Below are 22806 nucleotides of genomic sequence, written 5' to 3'. Positions count from 1 at the left end.
CGTGGTCGAGGAGGTAGCCCCGTTGGCATCCTTGACCGTGTACGTAAACTGATCCGTCGCCGTCGCGCCCTGGGCCAGTGCATTGGTATCGGCATCGGCATTGTTGAGCGTATAGGTGTAGCTGCCATCCGACCCGATGGTGACCGAGCCGTAGGTCCCAACCACTGCCAAGCCGACATTGCCGGCGCCGCCGTTGACGGCCGAAACCGTCTTGCTGTCGCCACTGTCGACGTCGGTGTCGTTGGTCAGGACGTTGCCGATGGCGGAGGCGTCGCCTGCGAACGGCGTGTTGCCGGGGTTGACACCGGCCTCGGTGACCGCATCGCCAACATTGGTGTCGGCGACGGCGATCGGGCCGTCGTTGGTCCCGGTGACGGTGATGGTCAGCTGCGCAGTATCCGTAAGCCCGTGCGGGTCACGGACGGTGTATGTAAACACCTCTGTGACGGTGACCCCGTTCGCCAGCGCATTGGTGTCCACGTCGCTATTATTGAGGGCGTAGGTATAGGTGCCGTTGGCATTCAAGGTCAGTGAACCATAGGTGCCCACCAATGCAGATCCGACCGTGCCGGCACTTCCTGATTCGGTTTCTGCACCTGTCCGGACCGCCGACACGACCAGCGACGCCTGGCCGTCGTCGGAATCCGTGTCATTGGTCAGCACATTACCTGCCGCTGCGGCGTCACCCCCAAGGAGGGCATTCCCAGGGCCAACGCCGGCCTCGCGCACCTGGTCGGCAGCGTTGGTATCGTTGAAGCCGACGGGCGAAGTTGGATCGAGACTGACCGACACTTGCTCGATCGCGGAGACTTTGAGATTGATCGAAGTGAATGTAAATTCTGCTTGACCTGCCTGGCCAGTATTCGAGTTCGAGTTTGCGGCAATAAAGGCACGAAACTGAGCAATCTCACCGTTAAACGCCGCCATGAACGACGCATTGGAGAGTTGGTCATTGCTTAGATAGATAACGAGCGTATCGATCTCGGCAGTGCCTTTCGCAGCATTGCCGTTGCCGCCGTCGTAGACGTCGTAGCCGGAAAAGGCTGTTTGTCCGGCCGTTATCCCCGTGCCGTAGAATTGGCTGCCAATCTTGTACTGATTTTCCCACGCTCGATAGATAAGCGTGTCCGCCCCGGATCCGCCCAAGACAGTATCGAAACCACTGCCTCCATCGAGCGTATCGGCGCCTGACCCGCCATTCAGGCGGTCGCTTCCAGCGCCCCCCAAAAGCACGTCGTCTCCGCTACCGCCGACCAGATTGTCGTTGCCGATCGTGCCAATGGTCGTTGCCATGTCCTAACCCCTATTTCGCTCGTTGTTCTTGTCGGTCAAGAACTGCCGACGTCGACCTGCCACTTGTGGCGGGGTCGCTCAAAAATTGTGAAGCTGTGCAAGCAAGTTCGCCTTCGCCAACAACAAACGGGTTGATCCCGGGCGAGAGCGCCAGGACCAATGAGTTCGCGTTCAGGGCAATGACATTTGTACCGACACCAAAGGCCCACGCTGGCGAGCCCGCCGAATACCCGATGTCGGCTGAAACCTTACAATCGGCGCGCCCGGGTCTCTTTGTGTCGGCCGAGGCTGGAAACCAATCATCGATAGGGCAAAGTCCGATCCCGGCTGCATTGCTCAACGGATCGACAGAAACAGCGGCCTGCGGCGTGGAAGTGAAGATGGTCGTATTTTCGGCAAGGCCGCAGGGATCGTCTCCGGTTAGCGGAGTATTTGGAAACGATGTCGCAGTTGCGTTGGCATCTGTGCTTTGACAAGAAGCCATTAAACCCCACCCCCTTTACTCTACACCAGCACAAAACAGATGCCCCAACATCTATTTGTGTGCCGCATCCGACGGCTATCTACTCTCCATTTAAACGTGTTGAACGATCGATATGCTAGTTTTAACAAACGTCTATTGTCAGCGCATAAGTCCTCGAACGGCCAGTTATCAACATGGCGGTCCACAGACAGTCCTTGGCCAAACAATGATAGCTGCGACGACTATTCTGGCCGCGCTGCGTTCCCCTTTAGCCCCTACGGCGTCGCCATTTCCTGATTACCCGGTCAGGTCTTGTTTTAGGCAACACTTATATTAGCGCATTCTTAACGCTAACGAAGAGTAGGCGTCAACATCCAAAAAGAGGTACAGTTAACAGCCAAATGCATCAGCAGGGGAGCCGGCGCTCGCGCGGGAAAGTGGCAGCACGATCGCAAAGGACAAGTCTGATCACAACGCGGTGCGAGCCCGTCTGTGCTCTTTAGGCTGCTGCTGCTCCTTCAGGCAGCGCGGGCGAAGCGATCGACCCTGAAATCGTGGAGCGGCGTTTCGCAACGGTCGGTCATGATTAGTTCGGCCATCGCGTCGCCCACACCCGGACCAAGCTGGAAACCGTGTCCACTGAAGCCGAAGGCGTGGAACAGGCCTGGCGTCGTCGTTGAGCGTCCCATGACCGGAAGCATGTCCCGCACATAGCCCTCGCAACCGGACCAGGTGCGGATGACGGCGACATGCACGATTGCCGGCAGCAGCCGCGCGACGGCGCGCAACTGCACCGGCAGGCGCGTGGGGTCGGCGGTCGCATGGCCGGGATCCAGGTCCACCGCCAGACGGGGGGATTCTAGTCAGTATGGGACGAGGGGCAGTGCCGGTGCATTGGTCGAACGGACCATCGGCGTAGCTGGTCGATCCTCCCACACACATCGAGCCGCCTCCCGGGGAGCTTGCGGTAGGCCATCCTATCCGGCTGCGACGCGTCGTCCTGATCCTCGACCCAAATCGACCGTGGGTGCCTGCCCACATAATGTTTTCGGCACGACCACAGCAGTTTCGCGCCCGGGGATTGGAGGGACGTCAATTGTCACCCGCAGAAGCAAGACCAGGCACGATTGGCGACAATGACTTTGATAGGAAGGCCGAAGTTGCCCTGCACGCCCGCCGTACTGAGCAGCCGACCGCCGGCATCGTTCATGACCTGGGCAATCTCATCCAGGTCGCGTCTTCCGCGCTGAACCGCGTTGCGCGGGACCCGAGCATCTCAACGGCTCCGGCCCTTGAGCCCGTGATCGCGAGTGCCAGGACGGCGCTGCAACGCGCTGGCGCGCTCGTCCGAGATACAATGGGCAGAGCCTTGGAGGCTCCCAGAGAAATCGAACACACGGACTTGAGCAGCTGCCTGGCTGAGGTCGAAACTCTCATCCGAAGCGCATGGGAGCTGCAGATCCGGCTCGAGGTCCGTGTCGGATCCGATTTGCCTCCCGCGATATGCGATCGTTTGGGCCTGCAGAACGCGGTCCTGAATCTCGTGCTCAATGCGCGCGACGCGATGCCCGAGGGCGGCTCGATCTCGATAGACGCCGCATTGGCGGATAAAGGCCATGGCGCCCTTGTCGAGCTCCGCGTCGCAGACGCCGGTATCGGCATGACCCAGGAAACCATGGCTCGCGCCTTCGATCCTTTCCTTCACCACGAAGTGCCAGGGCCTGGGCGGTATCGGCTTGCCGATGGTGAAGCATTTCGCCGAGCAGTACGACGGCAGTGTCGAAATCGACAGCGCGCTCGGGTCAGGCACAACCGTAATCTTGCGGTTGCCCGCGGCGCCGGCGCGAGCGGACGGCTCGCCCGCGCAGTGAAGGCGTTCCTTCGACTTTAAGGTGGTCTCGGAACCATACGGAACGATATCACCACAAGCGCGAGGGCGAGGCGGTCGGCGTGACGGCAGACTGTTCCCTGTCCGATAACACTTTTCGTGATGACGTTCGCCATCCAACGCGGCGTGCCAGCGGCCGGCCTGCTGTTTGCTGGAACCATGTTTCTTGGCGTAGCCGCGACTCTGTCCCCTACCAAGGGTGATACATTAGCCACAGTTAATATAATTCGGAAATCCGGTCTTGCGTCATTGGCATAGATGTCCCGTAATGGGTCAATAAGTCTGGCAGCGCAATTGCATTCTCAGCAATACCGGGGTCGTGACCCCGGCATTCGGGGGGTAAACTTTGGGGGGCCCCGCCGCTTCGCAAATGGAGCGGTGGGCTCTTTAACCGCGAATTCGAAAGCCCCTCAAAAATCGCCAAAACTTTGGGTGCTGCAACTATGTATTTTCCCCAATTTCTAGTGGGCATGTTCGGGACGTCGTTCGTCGTGGCGATCTGGGCTGGTATAGAAACCGCTTCCATGTGGACGGCGCTCGTTTGGGCTGTCCTGACGCTGATTGCATTGCAGGTTGGATATTTCCTGCTGACACTAGGACTTTTCTATAAGCGATCGGCGAAAGGCACCGACGTAAAACCGGAGCCTGTCAATCCTGTTCAGCCGCTTCGTCGAGATGGTGGTGTTTCATCCCCCGGCGCCCAATAGGAGCCGATGATGGACTGGTGGTGTCGGGCCTAACGATTCTGCCTTGACCCATATGATTTGCCCACTTCTTCCAAACATTCGCCCATGTAATCTGCAGTTTGACCGTCTCAGATTGAGGGTCGCCACCATTTGCCAGCGCTTTCGCTGCAGGGTACTCTTTGCAGCAAATAGCCGGCGGTGGGGGTCGTTTCAAAAAGGGGGACGTATGGCCAGACTTGTCGCACTCTACAAGACGCCGAAAGACCTGACCGCATTCGACCGTTACTATTTTTCGACCCACATTCCGCTGGCCAAAACGATTCCCGGCTTGAGGAAATACGAGATCAGCGATGGCGGCGTCCATTCCCCAGGTGGGCCCTCAGGCTATCATCTTGTGGCTATCCTCCACTTCGGTTCCGTTGCGGACATTCAAGCCGCGTTTGCCTCTCCCGAGGGGCAGGCCACGGCGGCCGATCTTGGCAATTTCGCAGACGGCGGAGTGGAGCTTTTGCTCTTCGAGACTAGGGAAGTCTGAGCCTCGCCTACCCACCTTCGAGAGGTTTATCCGTTATCGCAGTGACGTGAAGGTGGATGCGTCCGAACGACAGGACCAAGAGTAGCGCAGACCTCCACTCGTCCGACAGGTTGGAGCGGTGGCTACGGTGAGGTTGAGGTCGGTAGCGTAACGGCTGCTTTCGGACGAGTCAGCACCAAAAGCAGATCGTCAACTTCCGGCCCCAAATCTGCCGGTCAGCAATGCGCCTCATCTCGGTCATTGAGATATTAGCAGCCGCTTTCCAAAAAGCAGACATCACAGTGACCGCGCCGTAGCTCTCCATGCGCAACGATATCAGACCCTCCAACCCGCTATTGGCAGAGATTGAATTGAAGCCGGCTGCAAGATGTTGCCCACATGCATCTCCAGGACGGCCATTGATCGCTCAGGCAAGAATTCCGGGCCGGTCCGGATCACCCCAGGTGAGATGGCGTCTGCTGGGTCGACGCTGGTGTAGTCGGCGTACGTCAACTTATATTAGGCCGCAATAACTTCGGAGAACAAGGCGGACTGCTGGCGCCGGAAGAAGCTGGGGTACTTCCACTCTGGTGCGATCCGATACTTTACATATTATGTGACCTTCAATTGGGGGCTATAGCAAATGAAAGAAGAGACCGGCGTTCAGAACTTGGTGCGCACGCTGCGTGCCCGAGCACCTGATGACGCAGCTGAATTGCTCGCCAGAGAGTCTCCCGAGTTCATCCGCGACACACTAAAGCTGTTGCCGGACGGGCACGCCCGAAAGGTGGCCGAGCATTTGCCACTGCATATGCGGCCCATCGGATCTCATGGCGGTGGCGAGGTTGTCGCGATGCCCGAGTCGCTCATCGAGTTGATGGCCCCGATTTCCGCCAGCGTTCCTGTCGGGACGACCGTTGCTGCCGCGGTTGAAGCTGTCAGACGCGCCCAGGTGCCGACCGAGCTCACTTATCTCTACATCACGGACGAGGGCAATAAACTGGTTGGCCTTGTGGTCCTACGCGATCTGATGCTGAGCGAACCAGCCGCCATTGTCGATCAGATCATGCTGCCCAGGCCGTTTGCTCTCAAGGTCGATCTCCCTTTGAGCAACGCATGCGAGGCAGCGGTCCGGCGTCACTACCCTGTCTACCCGGTGGTGGACGCGGAGAACCGGCTGCTCGGGCAGGTTCGCGGTTGGCGCTTGTTCGAGCAGCAAATCATCGAGGTTTCCGCCCAGTCTGGCCAGATGGTAGGTGTCCAGAAGGAGGAGCGCTCTTTTACGCCGATATTTTCAGCCTTCTTGAAGCGTCATCCGTGGCTGCAGTTGAACCTCCTGACGGCCTTCCTGGCCGCATTCGTGGTCAGTTCGTTCACCGGCACGATCGAGAAGATCGTCGCCCTGGCGGCGTTCCTCCCGGTCTTGGCCGGGCAGAGCGGAAACACCGGCTGCCAGGCACTGGCTATGACGCTGCGTGGCCTTGCCCTAGGGGATGTGGACAAACGACCGAAGCTGCACTTGGTGATGAGAGAGGGCGCGCTAGGGATCGCCAACGGCTTGCTCGTCGGCCTTCTTGCTGCTGCGGCGATGTGGTTCTACGCCTCGAGGCAACCGGAGTCGGCGGCCCAAGCGCCCATGTTGGCACTTGTGATCCTGCTTGCAATGTCCGGATCGTGCCTCATCTCCGGAATCTCCGGCGTGCTGATCCCGTTGGGCCTGCGCCGGGTCGGCGCCGACCCGGCGGTCGCTTCGGCGATCTTCCTCACCACCTTGACCGATATTGTAGGCATGGGCCTGATGCTGGGGCTGGCCACCGTGCTGGTGCTGTAGCAAGGTCAGTCGGAAATCTGACGTCCGGCCCTCCTCTACAGATTGATCGGAGATGCTCAGCGCCACCGAGTTCGTTTGACGACGAAAGCTGCATCGATGTCTCGTTTCACTTCTGGCCAAGGCGCACGACGCGGCGCTCCGCCGTCACGGAAGCGGTAATGGCATTCTATGACCGGGTGAGGCCAGCAGTGGCCGAGATCGCCGAAGCGCGGCTTGAAGCCAGCGAGCGGCGCGCGCGGCCTCGCGGCCTTCTGCGCATCGGTGCGCCAACCGCTTTCGCCACCAGATTCGTGGTACCGACGATTGGGGCATTGCAGCACAGGCTGTGCGAAAACTAATCTCTACGACGGAATTATCTGCGGCACCTCCCGACCACTTTAAGTCTTTCGGTCTGCTAACTGCAGCCCCTGAAAACGGACGTCGCAAGTTCTGCGCAGTATCTATCTCGGGAGCGGCCCCGCTGCGCGGTAGCTCTCGATCAATCCGTCGAAGACTGAGATGTCCGACCGACTCCGAGCGATTATTTGAGCGCCAGCTACGGCGGCATAGATCGCGCGAGCCCTTGGTTCGCTTTCGTCGGGCCCGACAATTCCCGCAGCGGTGAGATGCCGACTCAACCAAGCGACATTGACGTCGGCAAAGGTCTGCACTTCTTTCAAGACCGCTTCGGGCAGTTCGGCGTGTTCGGTTGCCATAAAGCTGGCCAGGCAAATGCGATTATCGCGCTCGAGCGACGCTCGGAAGACGCTCGGATAGCGGCGCAAGGCGTCGATCGGATCTCGAGCTTCCGCTGAGATGGCGTCCAGGTCAGCGGCAATGTCTTCCCAATAGCGCTTCGCGACTGCCTCGCCGAGGGAGGCTTTGTTTGGGAAATAGTAATTGATGCTGGCGGCCTTGATGCCGACGGTTTCCGCAAGATCGCGGAAGTTTATCCCACCGTAGCCGTACGCCATCGCCGCTTCCCGCGCGGCCAGAAGGATCGCTTCCCTCGCATTCTCTTTCATCGTCGCCGCCATTTTTCACACCTCATCTGTCATATGGCAGACAGGGGTTGACGTTGCAAGCTTCGGGTGTTAGTTGGATACCTGTCATCTGACAGGCAGGTGGCGAGCTAGTTGAAAGCGAGACATCCGATGACCGACAAGTTGAAACTCTTGGGTCTGAACACTCACTCCTCGACCGCTTAATCCGAAACCCAACCTGAAGGAGGCTACAATGCCGTTCGCACGCATCGATCTGATCCAAGGCAAAACCCCCGAGTACCGCGCCGCAGTGGCCGACATCGTTTACAGGGGCATCATCGATATCCTCAAGGCGCCCGACGGTGACCGCTTCGTGGTTGTCGGCGAACACACCGCCGAAAACCTAATTTATGATCCCAAATTCCTCGGCTTCAGTCGGTCCCCCGACTTCATGCTGATCCAGGTAACCAGCACCGTCGGAAACGAGAGAGACATTAAGTTCGCCTTCTACCGGTTCATCGCCGACGAGCTGAAAACCAAGCTGGCCATCCGTGCAGACGACATCATGATCAACATGGTCTTCGTGGACAAAGAGGACTGGTCGTTTGGCGACGGCCAGCCCTGGTGAATGGCTGAATCTGAACTGTAACGGTGAGGCGGAGGCAAAGCCTCCGTCATTCCAACAGGAGGCTCGCGTTCACACGCCTTGGTGCATGGGGGCCGCCGGGTGGGCAAAGCCTACGCAGAGACTTCCCAGCCGCAGGTTTTGGGCAGGGTTCTCATGGCCGGTTCGGGTCGTTAGCGAAGGGCGCAGCCCTTCCGCGAACCGGACCTTCGCGAGGCTCCCCGTCAAGGGTGGCGAGACCCAGAGACGCCCCAAGAACTTCGCAAAATCCAGTAAATCACCGTAGAATCAGCATGTTAAAATGGATGGAGGCGGACGGTGCGCTTCATCGAAGGCGATAGCCGAGATCAGATCAGCCTGCTGCCAGCGTGCGTCGACGACTACGTCGCGCCAGACGCCCTCGTCCGTGTCGTCGATGCATTCGTCGCCAGCCTGGACCTGGCCGACCTGGGCTTCAACCGGGCAGTCGCGGCGGCGACTGGCAGGCCAGGATTCCAGCCTGGCGACATGCTCCGCCTTTACATTTGGGGCTATCTCAACCAAGTCCGATCATCGCGGCATCTTGAGCGCGCTTGCGTTCGGGACCTCGAAGCGTTGTGGTTGATGCGCCGGCTGGCGCCGGACTACCGGACCATTGCCGCGTTCCAAATACGGCGTGCCTCGTCGTATTCGGCATCAGCGGGCCGGATTTAGTGTCCAGCCAACCCGAAAGCGAACTCATCGATAAGATCGGCGCCAATCGGCATACCACTGCGGTCTTGAAGCTCCGTCGCTGCCATATCCTCCTCCTCTCCTCTCTTCACCTCACCTCATCGCGTAAGCTCAAGCCTCGCGGCGAAAGGTAGCATAACACCGGTTGGCGGGGCTGTGATGCCGAAAACACCCTCGATCCGATCAGCGGCGCTCGGTGCGTGAGTGGCTGCTTTTGCCAACTGGATACTCGAAAGCTGCCAGTCTGCTTGCGGCCCATTGCGGTCATTCTGGAACATGGCGCCGAAGGGCCGCGTATGTTCGCAAAGGAGGCATTGGGGTTAAAGTCGACTTTATGGCGTCACGGAACCATATGACGCGGTTATCGATCGTCGCGCCACGGCGTGGCGTTGATCCTCGACACCCAGGCGCGGCTGAAGGAAGCATGATTACGAGGCGAGTCGACATTGAATGAGGATGCCACCATTTAGCGCCTGGCTCGGCAGGGCTGCGGCAACCTGTGGTCAAAAATTGTGCTACCTATTGTGATACAAATTCGCTGTCAGAATAGAAAAAAACAAACAAAAACAACAGCACTAGCAGCATGGCGGTCCCAGCCAACTGAATCACTAGAAGGTCTTCACGTCTATTGCGTTGGTGAACATAGACGATCCGCGGGATCGTGGCGATGTGGTGAGAAGAACCTATGAAGTACGTGCTTTAGCCCGCAATCGTTTGACACGCTCGCGCACTTCGGCGAGGCGTTCCTCCTTTGCCTGAAGATCCCGCATCGCCCGTTCCAGGTAATCATAGAGCGGAAGCCATGCCTCGCCTTGGTCACCGCGCGCAACGATGATCTCTGCAACACGGTCAAGTGCCCGCCCGATCCGGTCCACCGTAACCGGACGAGTGGTGGCCGAGTGCCCCCTCATGACATCGCTCTCTTGTAGACTTGCGGACTTGAATTTCCCTATTGCAAATTGCATCATGAGGAAAGCGTGAAGCCTAAAATCCCTCGAGCGCATTGTCGGTAATGTTGTGTTGTCGGCGGCCAAGTGAGGCAATCGACGGATTCCCCAGCAAAGGCGTGACGGTACTTTTCAGTTTCTGGCGACGAGGACATATCGGCACCTGAAGTCGACCGAAAAGCGCGATTGACTCCGATTGATGCTGAAACCTCAAAATATTTTTGGCGGCGAATTTCCCTTTAAAATCAAAAGCATGGCTTTTTGACGGACCATGCGTCGGTTTTCGGCGCGGCAAAAAAGAAAAAGGCCAGCTAGATCAATGACCTAGCTGGGCCAAAAACAATTGAGTGGGAGTGAGGGGTACAAACAGCGCCGTTAGCGTAGTTTCGGTGACGACTTTCGCTGTCGAAAATTGTTTTCGTGTCCGTATCTCACTTCAGCTGAACTGGCATTCTCCATCTCCGATCTGGCAAGTCCGATCTGCGCCCATATGCCCTATGAAGTAAAGATTTTTCAAAAAGGGAGAAACAGCGTAGAACGGCGTGCGCAAAGGCTGGTCTGCTTCGCGCCTCAGGCCGGTTGCGACGGCCGACTTGCCCGCTAACTTAAAGTAGACATTGCGTGTGCCGAGATCGAGGCGCATTGCCGGACGTTCGGTTGCGGCAGCGTTCGGTTTTTGGCTCCGCCGCTTCACCCGATGTCGGCAACGACGGTTCCCGAGACGGGATCGGTCACGCCGAGGTCGCCGCCGAGATCCTCCAGCATGCCGCGCATCGTATCCAGCAAACCGATCATCTGCGGTCGTGCCGCCGCTAGGCTGTGCATGTCGTTCCATTCACCGACGACGCAGAAGGTCCGGTCTCCGGTCTTGACGAGTGCGCCCTTGCAAAAGCCCTTGACGTCGAGGGTCGCCTTCTTGTGCGCATCACCTTAACGGCGTGCCTCGAGGACCATATTGAACGGTGTCTCGGTGGCGCGGCGGAACCGCTTGAACCCGCCGCCGGATACGACCTTGCGCAGCCTTGCCTCGCCGGCCTGTGCGCCGAGCCCCAGCCCAACCTCCTGCGACAGCGAGGCAGGCGTGCAGATGAAGGTCGAGGCGGCGTAGTAGATGCGGCCGACCGGATTGAGGTTCGCCGAAAGCTGGTCGTTGGCGAAGGGCTCGACGATCATCCAGGTGCCGTCCGGCTTCAGTGCCTTGTGCACATGTTTGGCCGCGCCTTCCGGATCGCCCATGTCGTGCAGGCAGTCGAAGAAGGCGACAAGATCATAGGTGCCGGGGAAATCCTTGGCCGGCGCCACCTCGAAGCTGGTGTTGCCGGCAACGCCGGCCTCCTTCGCCGCGGCCCGGGCGCGCTCGATCGACGGGGCGTGATAGTCGAAGCCGGTGAAGCGCGAGTTCGGGAAGGCCTTGGCCATCAGCACGGTCGAGGCGCCGTGGCCGCATCCGACATCGGCGACGTCTATGCCGCGCTCCAGCTTCTCGACGACACCGTCGAGCGCCGGCAGCCAGGAGCCGATCAGATTGGCGTTGTAGCCCGGCCGGAAGAAACGTTCGGTGCCGCGGAACAGGCAAGCGCTGTGATCGTGCCAGCCGAGCCCCCTGCCGGAGCGGAAGGCCTGTCTGACCTTCTCCTCATCCAGCCACAGCGTCGAGACCACCTCGAACGCGCCGGCCATGAAGGCCGGGCTGTCCTCGTTGACGAAGACCTGCTCCTGCTCGGGGCTGAGGTAGAAGCTGTCGCCGGCCTCGTCATATTCGACATAGCCGGCTGCCGCCTGCGCCGAGAGCCATTCGCGGACCAGCCGTTCCTGCGTGCCGGTCCTTTTGGCGAGCTGACCGGCGGTCATCTTGCCGCCCTCGCTCATGGCCGAGAACAGGCCAAGCCTGTCTCCCAGCAGTACCGCCGCTCCGGTGGTGATGGCGCCGAGATCGCCGACCATCTTTCCCAGCAGCGCTTCCAGTTTTTCCTGATTGGGCTGATTGTCCTTGTTGCGCTCCAGCATCGGCTTTCTCCTCCAGCTCGATCCCAAACACTCGCCACGGGCGACAAGCCTGCTCCCGTCACCAGGATGGCCTCGCCGTAACAGTCCATTGTTCGCCCCGTGGCGACCGACTGTTACAACTTCACAGCAACGTGATCGCTGCCTGGAAATTCTCAGCGAGAGCAGGACCTCAAATCGTCGGTGCATCAGAGCAAACCTGCTAGCTCAGGAACCGCGGTCGGCGTGTGGCGTCCGGACCAGTAAGCTGAACAGTGCTTCTCTCACGCCGATTTCAAGACATGGGCGTCGTCGAAGTCCGCGAGCTTCGGATAAGCGATAGTGGGGGCATGCGCGAGGCTGAGGACGCGTTCACGGTAACGATCGAGGCAGGCCCGGCGTTCGCCGTCGCTGACGCGCGCTGGTGTGTGCACAAGGCACGGCTCGATCACCGTGAAGCCGACAAAGTAGAGCATGCCGTGGTTGATCGGGAACAGGATTGCGTCGATCGGGCCGTTCAGTCCTCGGCTCGAATAGATCGGCGGCGGTCCGCCGATTGTGACGGAACACATCGCGCGCTTTCCCGCGAAGACGCCGCGATCATACCATTTGCCGCCACCATAGATCTTGCCACCCGACGCGAACACTCGGTCAACCCAGCCCTTGAGGATCGCCGGCAGCCCGAACCACCAGAGCGGAAACTGCAGGATCAAGACGTCGCACCAGAAAAGCTTGTCCATCTCCGCCTGGATGTCTGGAGCAAATCCGTCGTGGGCGGCCGCATTCGCCTCCTCAGCCTGCTGGCGGTAGTAGGTCGCGTCGCGCACGGTCGTGAAGTTGCGGCGATCTGATACTGGATTGAAGCCCATGGCGTAGAGATCGGAAACAACGACCTCGTGTCCCGCAGCAGACAACGCCCCCTGCGCCGCGCTGGTCAGGGCGCCATTGAAGCTGTTGGGCTCGGGGTGGGCGTGAACGATGAAGATGCGCACCGTGCTGTTCCCACTCGATCGAAATGTTCATTTTCTCAATGCCGAAAAGGTCCGCTCGGCGATATGGTCAAGCGAGAAGACGCCAGCCCCGCGCGTCAGCACAAGCAGCAGCAGCGACGCCCACAGCAGGTGCTCTGCCCAGTTTTCCGGATAAACGAAGATCTGGATGACAGACACGACGCCGAGCAGCATCAGCGCTGCAAGGCGCGAAAACAGCCCGAGGAAAATCAACACCGAGCCCGTGAGTTCTGCGGCCGTCGCGAGCGGCGCCGCGATCGACGGATCGATGAACGGCAGATTGTATTCATTGGCAAATAGTTGCAGCGTGACCGGCCAGGATGCCAGTTTCGACTGCGCGGATTGCCAGAAGACATGTCCGACCGCGACACGGGCCGCAAGCTGGATCAGCGAAAATGGAATGCGTTCGGGCAGCTTGATGATGCGCCGGCAGAGGCCGACCAAGCCGCTCGGGCTGGTCGAGGGATGATCTGAAATTGCGGTCATGACTGTCTCCATCAGTTTGAGAGGGAATGCACGGTGATGCGCACGTTTGTGACAAGCCCGTCAGCGAACAGACGCACGAGCGCGGACACGAGTTCGAAGTTCGGTTCGAGCGCAAGCGCGCGGCTTGCACCATGTTCGAGGCCGAGGCCGTGCTTGAGAGAATGCCGGAAGGCGAAGTCTGCTCGGTCGAGGAGAATTAGGCGGACGCTGTTCCCGGTCCGCCACAACGCCACGCGTTCGGGACGTCTCGCCCAGGTGCAATGCCGATCGACTGTTGTGCCCCGCTGGTGCGCCGTCCACACCGACAGAATCGACCAGTGTGAAACGATCAGCCTGAGCGATGGCTGCAGCAGGATATCGGGTGAAGGTCCCAGGTCGATTTTGTCATAGTCCGCAAGGCTGCGGGCTGGCAGCGAAGCCGTATCGAGCGCCTCGGCGATGGCCCATTCGAGCCGCGCCGTTTCGGCGACGATCGGCATGTCGGACAGCGTGTCGATCGTCTTCAGGAAGCGCGGGAAGCCGGCGCCGTAGCGCGACAGCCGCGTCTCCACCGGCGGATGGCGTCGGATGAATTCGCTCGCCACGAAACGGAAGAAGCGTTCGTCGACCAGGCGCACGGTGACGGGAAAGACCGCCATCAACACCGCAGTGAGCGAACTGCGCGTGTTGTTCTGGTAGATGCGCAGGCGGGCCAATGGGTCGGCCTTGCCGGCGGTCAGCATTTTCGCGGAGACCATTGGTTCGATGGCAAGCACCGAGCGCGCCATGGTGGTCTGCAGGTTTTCAAGCGGCAACATCGTATCCTCCTTCCATTGGTGTCAACGCTACCGGTATGGTTGCTCCGGCTTTTGCGGCAGCGAATGCTGCCAGCACTGGCATGCTGGTCTCCCCGCTTTCGAAGCGCGTGAGGGACATCGGTCGGGGTTTGGCTGTTTCAGCGTGTCTCGCAGCCTGCTTGCGGTTGAACATGATCGAAGCGGTGAGCATGTCGGCCCACATGGCTTCGCCAAGCAACACGTCGAGAACCGGAACGTCGGTATCCCATTCGATCAGGGTGGGGCGGGGTCCGAGCCAGCTAATGGCGTGCTGATAGAGAGACCAGACGACCGGCGGGACCCGCGAGCCGTGATCGTCGATGAGCACTGTGTCGGCTCCGACCTGATTGGTCGCATGGCCGGCAAGATGGATTTCGCCGATCGCTTCAGCCGGCAGCGCATCGATGAAGGCTTTGGCGTCATATTGCAAATTGTGTGCCGAGACCTGGACGTTGTTGACGTCCAGCAGCAGACCGCAGCCCGTCCGCGCCACGAGCTCGGCCAGGAATTCAGCCTCGTTCATCGAAGAGTCGGCAAAGGCGACGTAAGCGGACAGATTTTCGATCAGCACCTGCCGCTTCAGCGTATCCTGGACGGTCGCGACATTGCGTGCCACGATTGACAGCGCCTCTTCGTCATAGCGCAGCGGCAGCAGATCGTTGAGGTAGGCGCCGTCGGCGACGCTCCAGGCAAGATGCTCCGAAACGAGATCGGGCTGGAAGCGCTCGCACACCCTGCGCAGCCGCTCCAGATGATCCGGGTCCACTCCTCGCGCGCTACCCAGCGACAGGCCGACGCCGTGCACCGACAGCGGATAGGTCTGGCGCAGTCGTTCCAGCGCTTCGACGCCGGCGCCGTCTCCCATGTAATTCTCGGCATGAACCTCGAGCCAGCCAGCGGAAGGCCTGCGGGTCAGCATTTCACCGATGTGAGGGGAGCGAAGACCGATGCCCGCTGATGCGGGGATCGGGAGGGGCTGCAACGCACGGGACATCGGTCTGCTCCTTTCAAAGGGTTTGCGTGAGGTCTGGATGGTTCAGGCTCTCGGCTTGTCGCTGCCGCCGGTGATCTTGGCGCAACTGCCGGCGGGCACGTAGAGCCAGGAATCCGGCTGGTTGTCGGCCGTGGCGGTGCCGGCGCAAGAATGCGTCGCGGTCTGGCAGTCGTTCTGGCCGGCCTTGACGACGCCGTAGCATTTCTCGAAGGCGAAGCCGGGCTTGGCGGCGGGGCCGCTGTAGGCCGCCGTAGCGGCGAGCGAAGTGGCGGCCGCAAGGGCCGATCCGATGAGGGTTTTGGTGTTGATCACGGTCGTGTCTCCTGGTTGCGTTTCGAGTGAAAGACTGGCCTTGCGACCTGTCTGCAGGCAGTGTCCCCGATCCGGATGCCGAGCTGAAATGCTGTCTCGGCATGGATTTGATACGCGGTCACTATGCTGAAGCGGCTGCGCGCAAAAAGCCCTCCGGCGGGGGCACCGGAGGGCTTGGCACCTGCATTCGGGAGTATGCGAAGCAGGCGCGGCTAGGCGGGAGGGAGGCGCCTAGAGGTATCGGTTTTTGCCGTCGACGGCCGAGCACTCGTCTGCGACCGAATGCTCGGCGAAAAGCCATTCCCCAGCACGGTCGCGCCCCCGGTCACGCATGTCGGTCAGTTCACCCCAGTCGGTCCACGGCCGTGTGAACAGTGCCGCGCCAGCGCGGTGTTGGCGGTCGAAGATGGCGTGCGTTGGGGCGCACTTCATCGCACAAGGAGTGGCGGCGAGGCGGCGATCCGCGCACGGCGTCGTGAACAGTGCCGGCTTGCCGGTGACCACCAGCCGATGATCGGTGTCTAGCTGCAGGGCCCGCAAAGCCGAAAGGTCGCCGTCGCCCCAATAGCTGTCACCGTCGATCTCGACCGGCGGGAAGAGGAACGGGATCGTGGCGGCCGCAAGGATCGCGTCGATCGACAACTGATCGCCGGCGAAGATCTTCAACGCATCGGTGCGGGCATTGGAGGCCAGGATGCTCAACTGCAGCGGGCGGTCCTTGTTGCGGATTACCGCAATATCGATCGATTGTTCCAGGATCGATCTCAGGGGGCTTGCGGCATCGGCGGCAAAAATCGATGCGTGGCTGACGCGTCGCCAGAAGTTGGTGAGCGCCGTCCGCGCGCCGCGCCGGCCGCCCAAGGCCAGGCCATAGGCCAGAACGGCGGCCTCCATTGCACCGAAGCCGGACGCGGTGATGTTGCTAATGGAAAGGCTGGGGTCGTCAAGCAAGCGGTCGAGGACGCCCCAGACGAAGGCGCCGTGCGCGTCGCTTGCCAGGACAATGTCCACGACCCCCCGGTCATCGACTGCAGGTCTTGCAAAGACGGCTTGGTCGGTTTCGGTTCCGGTCTGGATATGCATGTTTCAGTCTCCATCCCCAAAACGCCAGACTGGGCGTTTGATGGAAAGACTGCCGCAACTCCTTCCGCTTGCGAAATGCCAAGGTGGCATGAACTCCATAGGCAGATTGCATTGGTTGCCATCACGCGCGCGTCGCAAGATTTAGTCGGCAAGCAAAGATTCCGGGATTTTGCCCCGGACCAGCATCGAGACGGCAGCCGGAGAGCGTTCAGCACACAAGGAGCAAGTCATGAGAATACGAATCGCGTGCCTGGGGCGATTGCCCTCGCTCCTATTGCCGGAGCGACTTCGGCTGACGCCTTCAGCGACCTGTCGGCCACCTTCCGCACAGACGCCGCGATGAAGACGATGAAATCGGATGCCGACTTCAAAGCAGCCTGGGACGCTATGTCGACGGACAAGCAGGGTGCCATGAAGAAGGAATGCAACGACGCAGCGCCGAGCAAGCCTCATGCAGAATTCTGCGTGAAGATACATCTGCTCGGCGGCAACAGCTGAACGTCACGCCGCTTCCAGATCAGACCCGAGCGCGATGGCGTTCAAGTTGTTCGCCATCGTCTCCTATGTCCCAGCAAAGCTACAAAGGCGCCAACCTGCGTCACCCCATGACGATATGCTATGAACTTCATAGCGGCGGTGCATTGGAACGAGGATGTCGTTTGCGGCAAGGTTCGGTTTAGCAAAAAAGGACCATACGCAACGGGGACAATCGGCATGGACATTCATCACATCCGCTATTTCCTCGCCGTGTGCGAGACACGAAATTTCACGCGGGCCGGCGAAAAGTGCAACGTCACCCAGCCGGCGTTGTCGCGCGCCATCCAGCAGCTCGAAGACGAGGTCGGCGGCCTTCTGTTCCGCCGCGAGCGAAACCTCACTCACCTGACCGACCTGGGCGCGCTGCTGCGCCCCCGGTTTCAACAGATCCTCGACGAACTGACCGGAGTGCGACAGGAGGCGTCGAGATTCTTGTGCCTGGAAAATGCCAACCTTAAGGTCGGCGTCATGTGCACCATCGGTCCGCGCCGCTTCACCGGCCTGCTGGCCGATTTCAACAGGCGCCAGCAGGGCATTCAGCTGCAGCTGGTGGAAGGTGTGCCGACCTCACTTTCGCAACTGCTCGAGTCCGGAGAAATCGACGTCGCCATCATGGCGTCCAGCAACAGTTTTCCGGAACGGTTCGATGTCACGCCGCTCTATCGCGAGCGCTTCGTCCTGGCCTTTCCAAACGGCCATCGGTTGGCCCGCAACGACAATGTCGCCATCTCCGAACTCGACGGCGAGAATTATCTGCGGCGACTGAACTGCGAGTATCGCGATCACCTCGCTGGCCTGTGCAATGACCGTGGCGTGAAGCTCAGGATCTCCTATGCGAGCGAACGCGAGGACTGGATCCAGAACATGGTTTCAGGCGGCCTCGGGATCTGCTTCATCCCGGAGTTCAGCGCGGTGATCCCTGGCTTGCAGGTCAGGCCGGTCATCGACCCCGAGGTCTGGCGGGAAGTGTCTTTGGTGGTCGTGGCGGGGCGCAGGTTTTCACCGGCGGCATCGGCCTTCGTCAACAGCGTCAAGGCGCATGGCTGGCCTGAGAGCGCCCTCGCTCAAACGATCCGCACCGCTGCCTGAAGCAAATCAAATAAATTCCAGCGCCGCACGACAGGACCTGTCGTGCGCCTTTCGTTCGTCGTGATGTCCGACCATAGTTTTCGGGTATCGAATTGAGAGCCAGTCAGCATTTCTCTTTGTTCGCCGCACCCATCACTCTCCATTCCATGCCCCGCCTCCCGCGTTTGGGCACCGACAAAGGAGAAATACTAGATGGCTACCAAGAAACTCAACTTTGCGTTGGCAATCGGCTTGCTGTCCGCAGCCGCTGCATTTTCCGCTGCGCCGGCCTTCGCCGGGGACTGCCCTGCCGGCCAGGCCGCCACGACCGACATCCAGGAACACCCCAGCAAGCCGGTCGGCGTGACCGACACGGTTCTCTCGGCGATCGATCTCAGCAGCAAGGGCGAAGCGTGGAAAGGCAATATGCTGCGCCTGCGCAAGCTCGTCGTTCAGCCGGGCGGTGTCGTGCCGTGGCATGAGCACAATGTCCGTCCCGCCAACATTCTGATCGTCGAAGGCTCGATCACCGAATATCGCAGCACCTGCAAGGTCGGCATCGAACATCCGGCTGGCGACGTGACAGCCGAATTCGGCCAGCTCGCCCATTGGTGGAAGAACAACGGCAAGGTTCCCGCAGTGCTCTATTCCGCCGACGTCCTGCCTCCTGCGATGCACGACGACCACATGATGTGAGCCGCCCATCGCGGTGAACAGATCCCGGAATCAGCGACGGAAGCGCGTCCTCAGGCGGTCCGCCCGGGGACGTGCGGCTACGGAGTCCTGTCATGACTACCACTGAACACACCGAACCGACGCGGCTCCGCATGGTTGCCGCAGACAGCTGGCGCTTCGGCCTGATTGCCCTGATCGCGTTTCTCACGCTTGTCGATCTGTTCGCCACTCAGGCCATCCTGCCTTCGCTGGTGATAAAATTCGGCGTCAGCCGCGCGACAATGGGTTTTGCCGTCAACGCCAGCACGTTCGGCATGGCTGTGGCCGGGATCGCCGTGGCGCTTTTCGGCAGAAACCTCGATCGGCGCAACGGAATCTGGATCAGCCTTGCGGTGCTGGCAATCCCGACGACGTTGCTTTCGCAGACCGACAGCATCGTGGTCTTCGCCACGCTGCGTGTCGTCCAGGGATTGTGCATGTCGACCGCGTTCACGCTGACGATGGCCTATCTCGCCGAACACTTTTCATCGAGGCAAACGACCAGTGCTCTTGCTGCCTATGTGACCGGCAATGTCGCCAGCAATTTTTTCGGACGGCTGATGTCGGCCGCCGTGGCCGACACGTTTGGCATCTCCACCAACTTCCTCACGTTCGCCGCGCTCAATCTGATTGGCGCGGCCCTTGTCTGGCTCACCCTGCAGAAGACATCGGCAATGATGCGCGCTGACGCCAAGAACGAGCCTGCCCGCACCGCATGGAAGGGCCCGTTGATGAACGTCGAGTTGCGTGCCTGCTTCACCATCGGCTTCCTGATCCTCTTCGTCTTCATAGGCACCTTCACCTATGTGAACTTCCAGCTCGTCGCCGCGCCGCTGTCGCTGTCGCCCATGGCGCTGGGGCTGGTTTATTTCGTCTTCCTGCCCTCGATGCTGACGACACCACTCGCAGGGCGGGTTGCTGCCGGGCTCGGGCCAGGGATCGGGATCGGCGCAACGCTTGCATTGGCCATCCTGGGATTGCTTCTACTTCTGGTGAGCAGCCTGCCGGTGGTGCTTGCGGGAATGGCGCTGGTCGCCATAGGCACCTTCCTGGCGCAGGCTATCGCCACCGGCCATGTCAGCCGGACCGCGTCGCGCGACCGCGCCGCCGCGAGCGGCATCTACCTAGCCTCCTACTATGCGGGCGGGCTCGCTGGCAGCTTCGTCATCGGACAGGTCTACGACCGCGTCGGCTGGACCGCCTGTGTGGCCGTGCTTGCCGCGGTCCTCGCCGGGGCAATTGCGGTCGCGCGAGCATTGAAGACGCCAACCGGCTGACGATCGCAAGTCGTCGATCGCGAAGCGCTCTCAGATATTGGACAAAGATATCAACGTAGTAGCCAAGATTCATGCAACCTGGAAAACAAAGGAGACTGACATGACCAACTACCTGAAAACCATGATTGCCGGGGGCGCCATGCTGATGGCGCTCATTCTCCCGGTCGCCGCCTCGGACGGTGTCGTCACCGTGAAGAGCGACTATTCCGTCGCCGAAACCGTCGCCCGCATCAAGAAGGACGTTCTCAAGAAGGGCATCAAGTTCTTCGGCGTCATCGACCAGGCAAGGCTTGGCAAGAATGCCGGCAACGACGTCAAGCCGTCGCGGCTGGTGATGTTCGGCAATCCGGCTCTCGGCACGACCTTCATCACCTCCAATCCCGAGGCCGGTCTCGACTGGCCCGTTCGCGTCCTGGTCTACCAGACCGCGGACGGAACGGTTTACGCCGCCTACAGCGATTTCGACTGGATCGCCAAGCGGCATGGCATCACCGACCGCGAGGCGCAGTTCAAGATGGCGACCGAAGTCATCCAGTCCGTGACCTCGACGATCAAGAAGAACTGAGTACGGATGATGTGCCGTAGATCCGCTGCCGGTGCATGCGACGCAGCCTGCTGCTCGCGACGAGGTTATTCAGCGGCAGACAACGCCTTTGCCCGCTCGCCGAACCACCGCTTCTGCGTGGCCTCGCGCACCAGCGCGCCAACTGCCGGCGAATGCCTGCGGCCGCGCACGGTGACGAGATTGACCTCGCGCCAGAATTCCGGCTCGGTGATCGGCAAGGGCACCACGCCCGGGTGCTTGGCGGTGTGTTCGGGCATGAAACCGAAGCCAAGCCCGGCAGCGATCATTGCCAGTGTCCAATCGTCACGATCGCTCCAGTAGACAGGGCTGACGGTGACGCCCTGTTCGGAGAGAATGGCATCGGCATAGCCGGCAAACTCGCAATTGTTGCGGTGGATATAGCTTTCATTGCTCATATCCTTCACCCGCACGCTTCGCTGGTTGGCGAGGCGATGGTTCAGATGGACGGCCATCACCATCTGCTCCTGAAAGAGTGGTAGCGAGTGCACGTCCTCGTCGGGCACGTTCGAAGGCAAGGCGTAGATGGCGGCCTCGAGATCGCCTTCGAGCAGCCGTCGCCGCAAGCTCTTGGCGTCTGAATCGCAAAGGTGAAGCTCGACGCCGGGGTGATGCGACCGGACGGCAGCGATGAGCTCAATGATTTCGTCTGGCGCAATCGTGCTCATGATGCCGACCTTGAGCGGCGTCTTCTTCAGATGCACATATTGCTCGGCAATCTGCTTTGCCTGGCGGGAGTTCTCGAAGACACCCTCGAGATAGGTCTCCACCATGCGACCGAGCTCGGTGAGATGGGTGAAGCGGCGCTCGCGGTGGAAAAGCGCCCCGCCGAATTCATCCTCGAGCAGCTTGATTGCGCGCGACAGCGCCGGCTGCGTGACGTTGCACTGCTCGGCAGCCCTGGTGAAATTCAGCTCCTTGGCAACGGCCAAGAAATATCTGACCTGGCTGATCTCCACGGCAACTCCCCTCGGCGGGCGGGCATATACCGCACGACCCCGTGTTGCGGCGCGATCTTACTAGCTGCCCCTACGTCAAACAACCCGGCCTGGAGATCTACATCGTCGCAGCAGCGATCAGACCGTCGGCTATCGAATCCATGTCTCAACGGCATTTCCGTCGCCTTCGGCTGCTGGCCATACTTGATCCAGAATTTCAAACCGGGGCGCGTGCAGGCCCGTTGCCCGCAGCCATTGCTCGATGGTTTTGCTGCGGCTCCAACAGAAGGAAACGACGATGCTCAAAGGAAAGACGGCGCTGATAACAGGCTCGACCAGCGGCATCGGCCAAGGCATTGCCGAAGCCTTCGCGGCAAAGGGCTGCAACATCGTTCTCAATGGCTTCGGCGATGCGGATGAGATCGAACGCTTGCGGGCGAAGCTGGCCGCCGACTACGAGGTCACCGTTCGTTACGACAATGCGGACATGAGCAAGGGGGGCGCAATCACCGCCATGATGGACAAGGCCATCGCGGAGTTCGGGGCGATCGACATCCTGGTCAACAATGCCGGCATCCAGCATGTGGCGCCGATCGACGACTTCCCGATCGAGAGATGGGAGGCGGTCGTGGCGATCGATCTGATGTCGTCATTCTACACAATCCGGCGCGCCCTGCAGGCGATGAAGGAGCGCAAATGGGGTCGCATCATCAACGTTGCGTCCGCCCATGCGCTTGTCGCTTCGCCATACAAATCCGCCTATGTCGCCGCCAAACACGGCGTCGCCGGCCTGACCAAGACGGTAGCGCTGGAAGTGGCCGAGCAGGGCATCACGGTCAATGCGGTTTGCCCCGGCTACGTGCTCACGCCACTGGTCGAAAAGCAGATACCGGACACGGCCAAGGCGCGCGGGATTACCGAACAGCAAGTGATCAAGGATGTGCTTTTGGCCGCACAGCCGACCAAGCAGTTCGTAACGGTCGAGCAGGTTGCGTCGCTCTGTCTTTTCTTGGCCTCCGACGATGCGGCCTCGATCACCGGCGCGATCTTGCCGATCGAAGGCGGCTGGACTGCCCACTGAAACCG

26 protein-coding genes and 2 pseudogenes are annotated in these 22806 nt (G+C 60.4%); 14 read left to right on the top strand and 14 right to left on the bottom strand.

The features are described 5' to 3' along the window. On the bottom strand, nt 1-1293 hold a 1293-nt coding region (locus AC1D2G_RS26360; protein WP_477417658.1), incomplete at its 3' end, for a VCBS domain-containing protein. A gap of 981 nt (nt 1294-2274) precedes the next feature. Next, a pseudogene (locus AC1D2G_RS26355) lies at nt 2275-2607 on the bottom strand (NAD(P)/FAD-dependent oxidoreductase); the annotation flags it as partial. A gap of 191 nt (nt 2608-2798) precedes the next feature. Between AC1D2G_RS26355 and AC1D2G_RS26350 the strand changes: the two are divergent. The 6 genes and pseudogenes from AC1D2G_RS26350 to AC1D2G_RS26325 all read left to right on the top strand — a co-directional run. Next, nucleotides 2799-3401 (top strand): annotated as a pseudogene (locus AC1D2G_RS26350) (sensor histidine kinase); the annotation flags it as partial. Nucleotides 3402-3498: 97 nt separating this feature from the next. Next, on the top strand, nt 3499-3627 hold the full coding sequence (locus AC1D2G_RS26345; RefSeq protein WP_477417672.1) for a hypothetical protein: 129 nt from the start codon (nt 3499-3501) through the stop codon (nt 3625-3627). Nucleotides 3628-4087: 460 nt separating this feature from the next. Further along, nucleotides 4088-4351 carry a hypothetical protein gene (locus AC1D2G_RS26340; RefSeq protein ID WP_477417656.1) on the top strand — a complete coding sequence of 88 codons (264 nt, stop codon included), beginning with the start codon at nt 4088-4090 and terminating at the stop codon, nt 4349-4351. Between the two features lie 205 nt (nt 4352-4556). Beyond that, complete coding sequence (locus AC1D2G_RS26335; RefSeq protein ID WP_095089802.1) at nt 4557-4865, top strand: EthD family reductase; 309 nt, start codon at nt 4557-4559, stop codon at nt 4863-4865. 622 nt (nt 4866-5487) lie between these two features. Next, nucleotides 5488-6675: a magnesium transporter gene (locus tag AC1D2G_RS26330; protein ID WP_477417654.1), complete on the top strand. Its 1188-nt coding sequence runs from the start codon at nt 5488-5490 to the stop codon at nt 6673-6675. Nucleotides 6676-6833: 158 nt separating this feature from the next. Next, nucleotides 6834-7013 carry a hypothetical protein gene (locus AC1D2G_RS26325; protein WP_477417652.1) on the top strand — a complete coding sequence of 60 codons (180 nt, stop codon included), beginning with the start codon at nt 6834-6836 and terminating at the stop codon, nt 7011-7013. A gap of 102 nt (nt 7014-7115) precedes the next feature. Here the strand turns inward: AC1D2G_RS26325 and AC1D2G_RS26320 are convergent, their stop codons facing one another. Next, nucleotides 7116-7679, bottom strand: a complete 564-nt coding sequence (locus AC1D2G_RS26320; protein WP_203280679.1) for a TetR/AcrR family transcriptional regulator — start codon at nt 7677-7679, stop codon at nt 7116-7118. 211 nt (nt 7680-7890) lie between these two features. On the opposite strand from AC1D2G_RS26320, the gene AC1D2G_RS26315 reads away from it, so the two are divergent. Next, the gene (locus AC1D2G_RS26315; protein WP_477417650.1) at nt 7891-8265 is read left to right on the top strand and encodes a tautomerase family protein; all 375 of its coding nucleotides are present in this window, start codon (nt 7891-7893) and stop codon (nt 8263-8265) included. 315 nt (nt 8266-8580) lie between these two features. Beyond that, nucleotides 8581-8955 carry a transposase gene (locus tag AC1D2G_RS26310; RefSeq protein ID WP_477417648.1) on the top strand — a complete coding sequence of 125 codons (375 nt, stop codon included), beginning with the start codon at nt 8581-8583 and terminating at the stop codon, nt 8953-8955. Between the two features lie 701 nt (nt 8956-9656). On the opposite strand, the gene AC1D2G_RS26305 is transcribed toward AC1D2G_RS26310, so the two are convergent. The 10 genes from AC1D2G_RS26305 to AC1D2G_RS26260 form a co-directional block, all read right to left on the bottom strand. Then, a complete protein-coding gene (locus AC1D2G_RS26305; RefSeq protein WP_477417646.1) occupies nt 9657-10007 on the bottom strand; it encodes a hypothetical protein in 351 nt (116 codons plus the stop codon). Between the two features lie 349 nt (nt 10008-10356). Further along, the gene (locus AC1D2G_RS26300; protein ID WP_477417645.1) at nt 10357-10563 is read right to left on the bottom strand and encodes a hypothetical protein; all 207 of its coding nucleotides are present in this window, start codon (nt 10561-10563) and stop codon (nt 10357-10359) included. Between the two features lie 47 nt (nt 10564-10610). Beyond that, a complete protein-coding gene (locus tag AC1D2G_RS26295) occupies nt 10611-10745 on the bottom strand; it encodes a hypothetical protein (protein WP_477417644.1) in 135 nt (44 codons plus the stop codon). A 105-nt stretch (nt 10746-10850) separates the two neighbouring features. Beyond that, nucleotides 10851-11927, bottom strand: a complete 1077-nt coding sequence (locus AC1D2G_RS26290; protein WP_477417642.1) for a class I SAM-dependent methyltransferase — start codon at nt 11925-11927, stop codon at nt 10851-10853. Between the two features lie 260 nt (nt 11928-12187). Next, entirely contained in the window at nt 12188-12895 is a 708-nt protein-coding gene (locus AC1D2G_RS26285; protein ID WP_477417640.1) for an NAD(P)H-dependent oxidoreductase, read from the bottom strand. 27 nt (nt 12896-12922) lie between these two features. Beyond that, the gene (locus tag AC1D2G_RS26280; protein ID WP_477417639.1) at nt 12923-13399 is read right to left on the bottom strand and encodes a DoxX family protein; all 477 of its coding nucleotides are present in this window, start codon (nt 13397-13399) and stop codon (nt 12923-12925) included. Between the two features lie 11 nt (nt 13400-13410). Continuing rightward, nucleotides 13411-14196 carry an HvfC/BufC family peptide modification chaperone gene (locus AC1D2G_RS26275; RefSeq protein ID WP_477303308.1) on the bottom strand — a complete coding sequence of 262 codons (786 nt, stop codon included), beginning with the start codon at nt 14194-14196 and terminating at the stop codon, nt 13411-13413. Beyond that, entirely contained in the window at nt 14183-15208 is a 1026-nt protein-coding gene (bufB, locus tag AC1D2G_RS26270) for an MNIO family bufferin maturase (RefSeq protein WP_477417637.1), read from the bottom strand. Before bufB ends, AC1D2G_RS26275 begins: the two co-directional genes overlap by 14 nt. A 42-nt stretch (nt 15209-15250) precedes the next feature. Further along, nucleotides 15251-15520: a BufA1 family periplasmic bufferin-type metallophore gene (locus tag AC1D2G_RS26265; protein WP_477417635.1), complete on the bottom strand. Its 270-nt coding sequence runs from the start codon at nt 15518-15520 to the stop codon at nt 15251-15253. A gap of 231 nt (nt 15521-15751) precedes the next feature. Beyond that, nucleotides 15752-16603 (bottom strand): patatin-like phospholipase family protein, encoded by an 852-nt coding sequence (locus tag AC1D2G_RS26260; RefSeq protein WP_477417634.1) that lies wholly within the window; start codon nt 16601-16603, stop codon nt 15752-15754. 111 nt (nt 16604-16714) lie between these two features. Here AC1D2G_RS26260 and AC1D2G_RS26255 point away from each other — a divergent pair, with 111 nt between their 5' ends. From AC1D2G_RS26255 to AC1D2G_RS26235, 5 genes are all read left to right on the top strand, one after another. Beyond that, nucleotides 16715-17101, top strand: a complete 387-nt coding sequence (locus tag AC1D2G_RS26255; protein WP_477417632.1) for a hypothetical protein — start codon at nt 16715-16717, stop codon at nt 17099-17101. Nucleotides 17102-17317: 216 nt separating this feature from the next. Further along, the gene (locus tag AC1D2G_RS26250) at nt 17318-18229 is read left to right on the top strand and encodes a LysR family transcriptional regulator (protein WP_477303314.1); all 912 of its coding nucleotides are present in this window, start codon (nt 17318-17320) and stop codon (nt 18227-18229) included. Between the two features lie 192 nt (nt 18230-18421). Next, nucleotides 18422-18904 carry a cupin domain-containing protein gene (locus AC1D2G_RS26245; RefSeq protein ID WP_095080322.1) on the top strand — a complete coding sequence of 161 codons (483 nt, stop codon included), beginning with the start codon at nt 18422-18424 and terminating at the stop codon, nt 18902-18904. Between the two features lie 92 nt (nt 18905-18996). Next, nucleotides 18997-20199 (top strand): MFS transporter, encoded by a 1203-nt coding sequence (locus tag AC1D2G_RS26240; protein ID WP_477303316.1) that lies wholly within the window; start codon nt 18997-18999, stop codon nt 20197-20199. 100 nt (nt 20200-20299) lie between these two features. Then, nucleotides 20300-20764, top strand: coding sequence for a DUF302 domain-containing protein (locus AC1D2G_RS26235; RefSeq protein WP_457152712.1), 465 nt, complete (start codon nt 20300-20302; stop codon nt 20762-20764). A gap of 65 nt (nt 20765-20829) precedes the next feature. Here the strand turns inward: AC1D2G_RS26235 and AC1D2G_RS26230 are convergent, their stop codons facing one another. Next, nucleotides 20830-21741 carry a LysR family transcriptional regulator gene (locus AC1D2G_RS26230; protein WP_095080328.1) on the bottom strand — a complete coding sequence of 304 codons (912 nt, stop codon included), beginning with the start codon at nt 21739-21741 and terminating at the stop codon, nt 20830-20832. Between the two features lie 277 nt (nt 21742-22018). Between AC1D2G_RS26230 and AC1D2G_RS26225 the strand changes: the two genes are divergently transcribed. Then, on the top strand, nt 22019-22801 hold the full coding sequence (locus tag AC1D2G_RS26225) for a 3-hydroxybutyrate dehydrogenase (RefSeq protein WP_477417630.1): 783 nt from the start codon (nt 22019-22021) through the stop codon (nt 22799-22801). Nucleotides 22802-22806 lie beyond the last annotated feature (5 nt).

Source organism: Mesorhizobium sp. P2_C7 (assembly GCF_056404515.1).
The sequence above is the reverse complement of the archived record's forward strand: the minus strand, read 5'-3'. Positions and strand labels throughout refer to the sequence as shown.

Coding starts and splice junctions, on each gene's coding strand:
- AC1D2G_RS26345 (WP_477417672.1), top strand. CDS start 3,499: ATGGTGAAGCATTTCGCCGAGCAGTACGACGGCAGTGTCGAAATCGAC.
- AC1D2G_RS26340 (WP_477417656.1), top strand. CDS start 4,088: ATGTATTTTCCCCAATTTCTAGTGGGCATGTTCGGGACGTCGTTCGTC.
- AC1D2G_RS26335 (WP_095089802.1), top strand. CDS start 4,557: ATGGCCAGACTTGTCGCACTCTACAAGACGCCGAAAGACCTGACCGCA.
- AC1D2G_RS26330 (WP_477417654.1), top strand. CDS start 5,488: ATGAAAGAAGAGACCGGCGTTCAGAACTTGGTGCGCACGCTGCGTGCC.
- AC1D2G_RS26325 (WP_477417652.1), top strand. CDS start 6,834: ATGGCATTCTATGACCGGGTGAGGCCAGCAGTGGCCGAGATCGCCGAA.
- AC1D2G_RS26320 (WP_203280679.1), bottom strand. CDS start 7,679: ATGAAAGAGAATGCGAGGGAAGCGATCCTTCTGGCCGCGCGGGAAGCG.
- AC1D2G_RS26315 (WP_477417650.1), top strand. CDS start 7,891: ATGCCGTTCGCACGCATCGATCTGATCCAAGGCAAAACCCCCGAGTAC.
- AC1D2G_RS26300 (WP_477417645.1), bottom strand. CDS start 10,563: ATGCGCCTCGATCTCGGCACACGCAATGTCTACTTTAAGTTAGCGGGC.
- AC1D2G_RS26295 (WP_477417644.1), bottom strand. CDS start 10,745: ATGCACAGCCTAGCGGCGGCACGACCGCAGATGATCGGTTTGCTGGAT.
- AC1D2G_RS26290 (WP_477417642.1), bottom strand. CDS start 11,927: ATGCTGGAGCGCAACAAGGACAATCAGCCCAATCAGGAAAAACTGGAA.
- AC1D2G_RS26280 (WP_477417639.1), bottom strand. CDS start 13,399: ATGACCGCAATTTCAGATCATCCCTCGACCAGCCCGAGCGGCTTGGTC.
- AC1D2G_RS26275 (WP_477303308.1), bottom strand. CDS start 14,196: ATGTTGCCGCTTGAAAACCTGCAGACCACCATGGCGCGCTCGGTGCTT.
- bufB (WP_477417637.1), bottom strand. CDS start 15,208: ATGTCCCGTGCGTTGCAGCCCCTCCCGATCCCCGCATCAGCGGGCATC.
- AC1D2G_RS26260 (WP_477417634.1), bottom strand. CDS start 16,603: ATGCATATCCAGACCGGAACCGAAACCGACCAAGCCGTCTTTGCAAGA.
- AC1D2G_RS26250 (WP_477303314.1), top strand. CDS start 17,318: ATGGACATTCATCACATCCGCTATTTCCTCGCCGTGTGCGAGACACGA.
- AC1D2G_RS26245 (WP_095080322.1), top strand. CDS start 18,422: ATGGCTACCAAGAAACTCAACTTTGCGTTGGCAATCGGCTTGCTGTCC.
- AC1D2G_RS26240 (WP_477303316.1), top strand. CDS start 18,997: ATGACTACCACTGAACACACCGAACCGACGCGGCTCCGCATGGTTGCC.
- AC1D2G_RS26235 (WP_457152712.1), top strand. CDS start 20,300: ATGACCAACTACCTGAAAACCATGATTGCCGGGGGCGCCATGCTGATG.
- AC1D2G_RS26225 (WP_477417630.1), top strand. CDS start 22,019: ATGCTCAAAGGAAAGACGGCGCTGATAACAGGCTCGACCAGCGGCATC.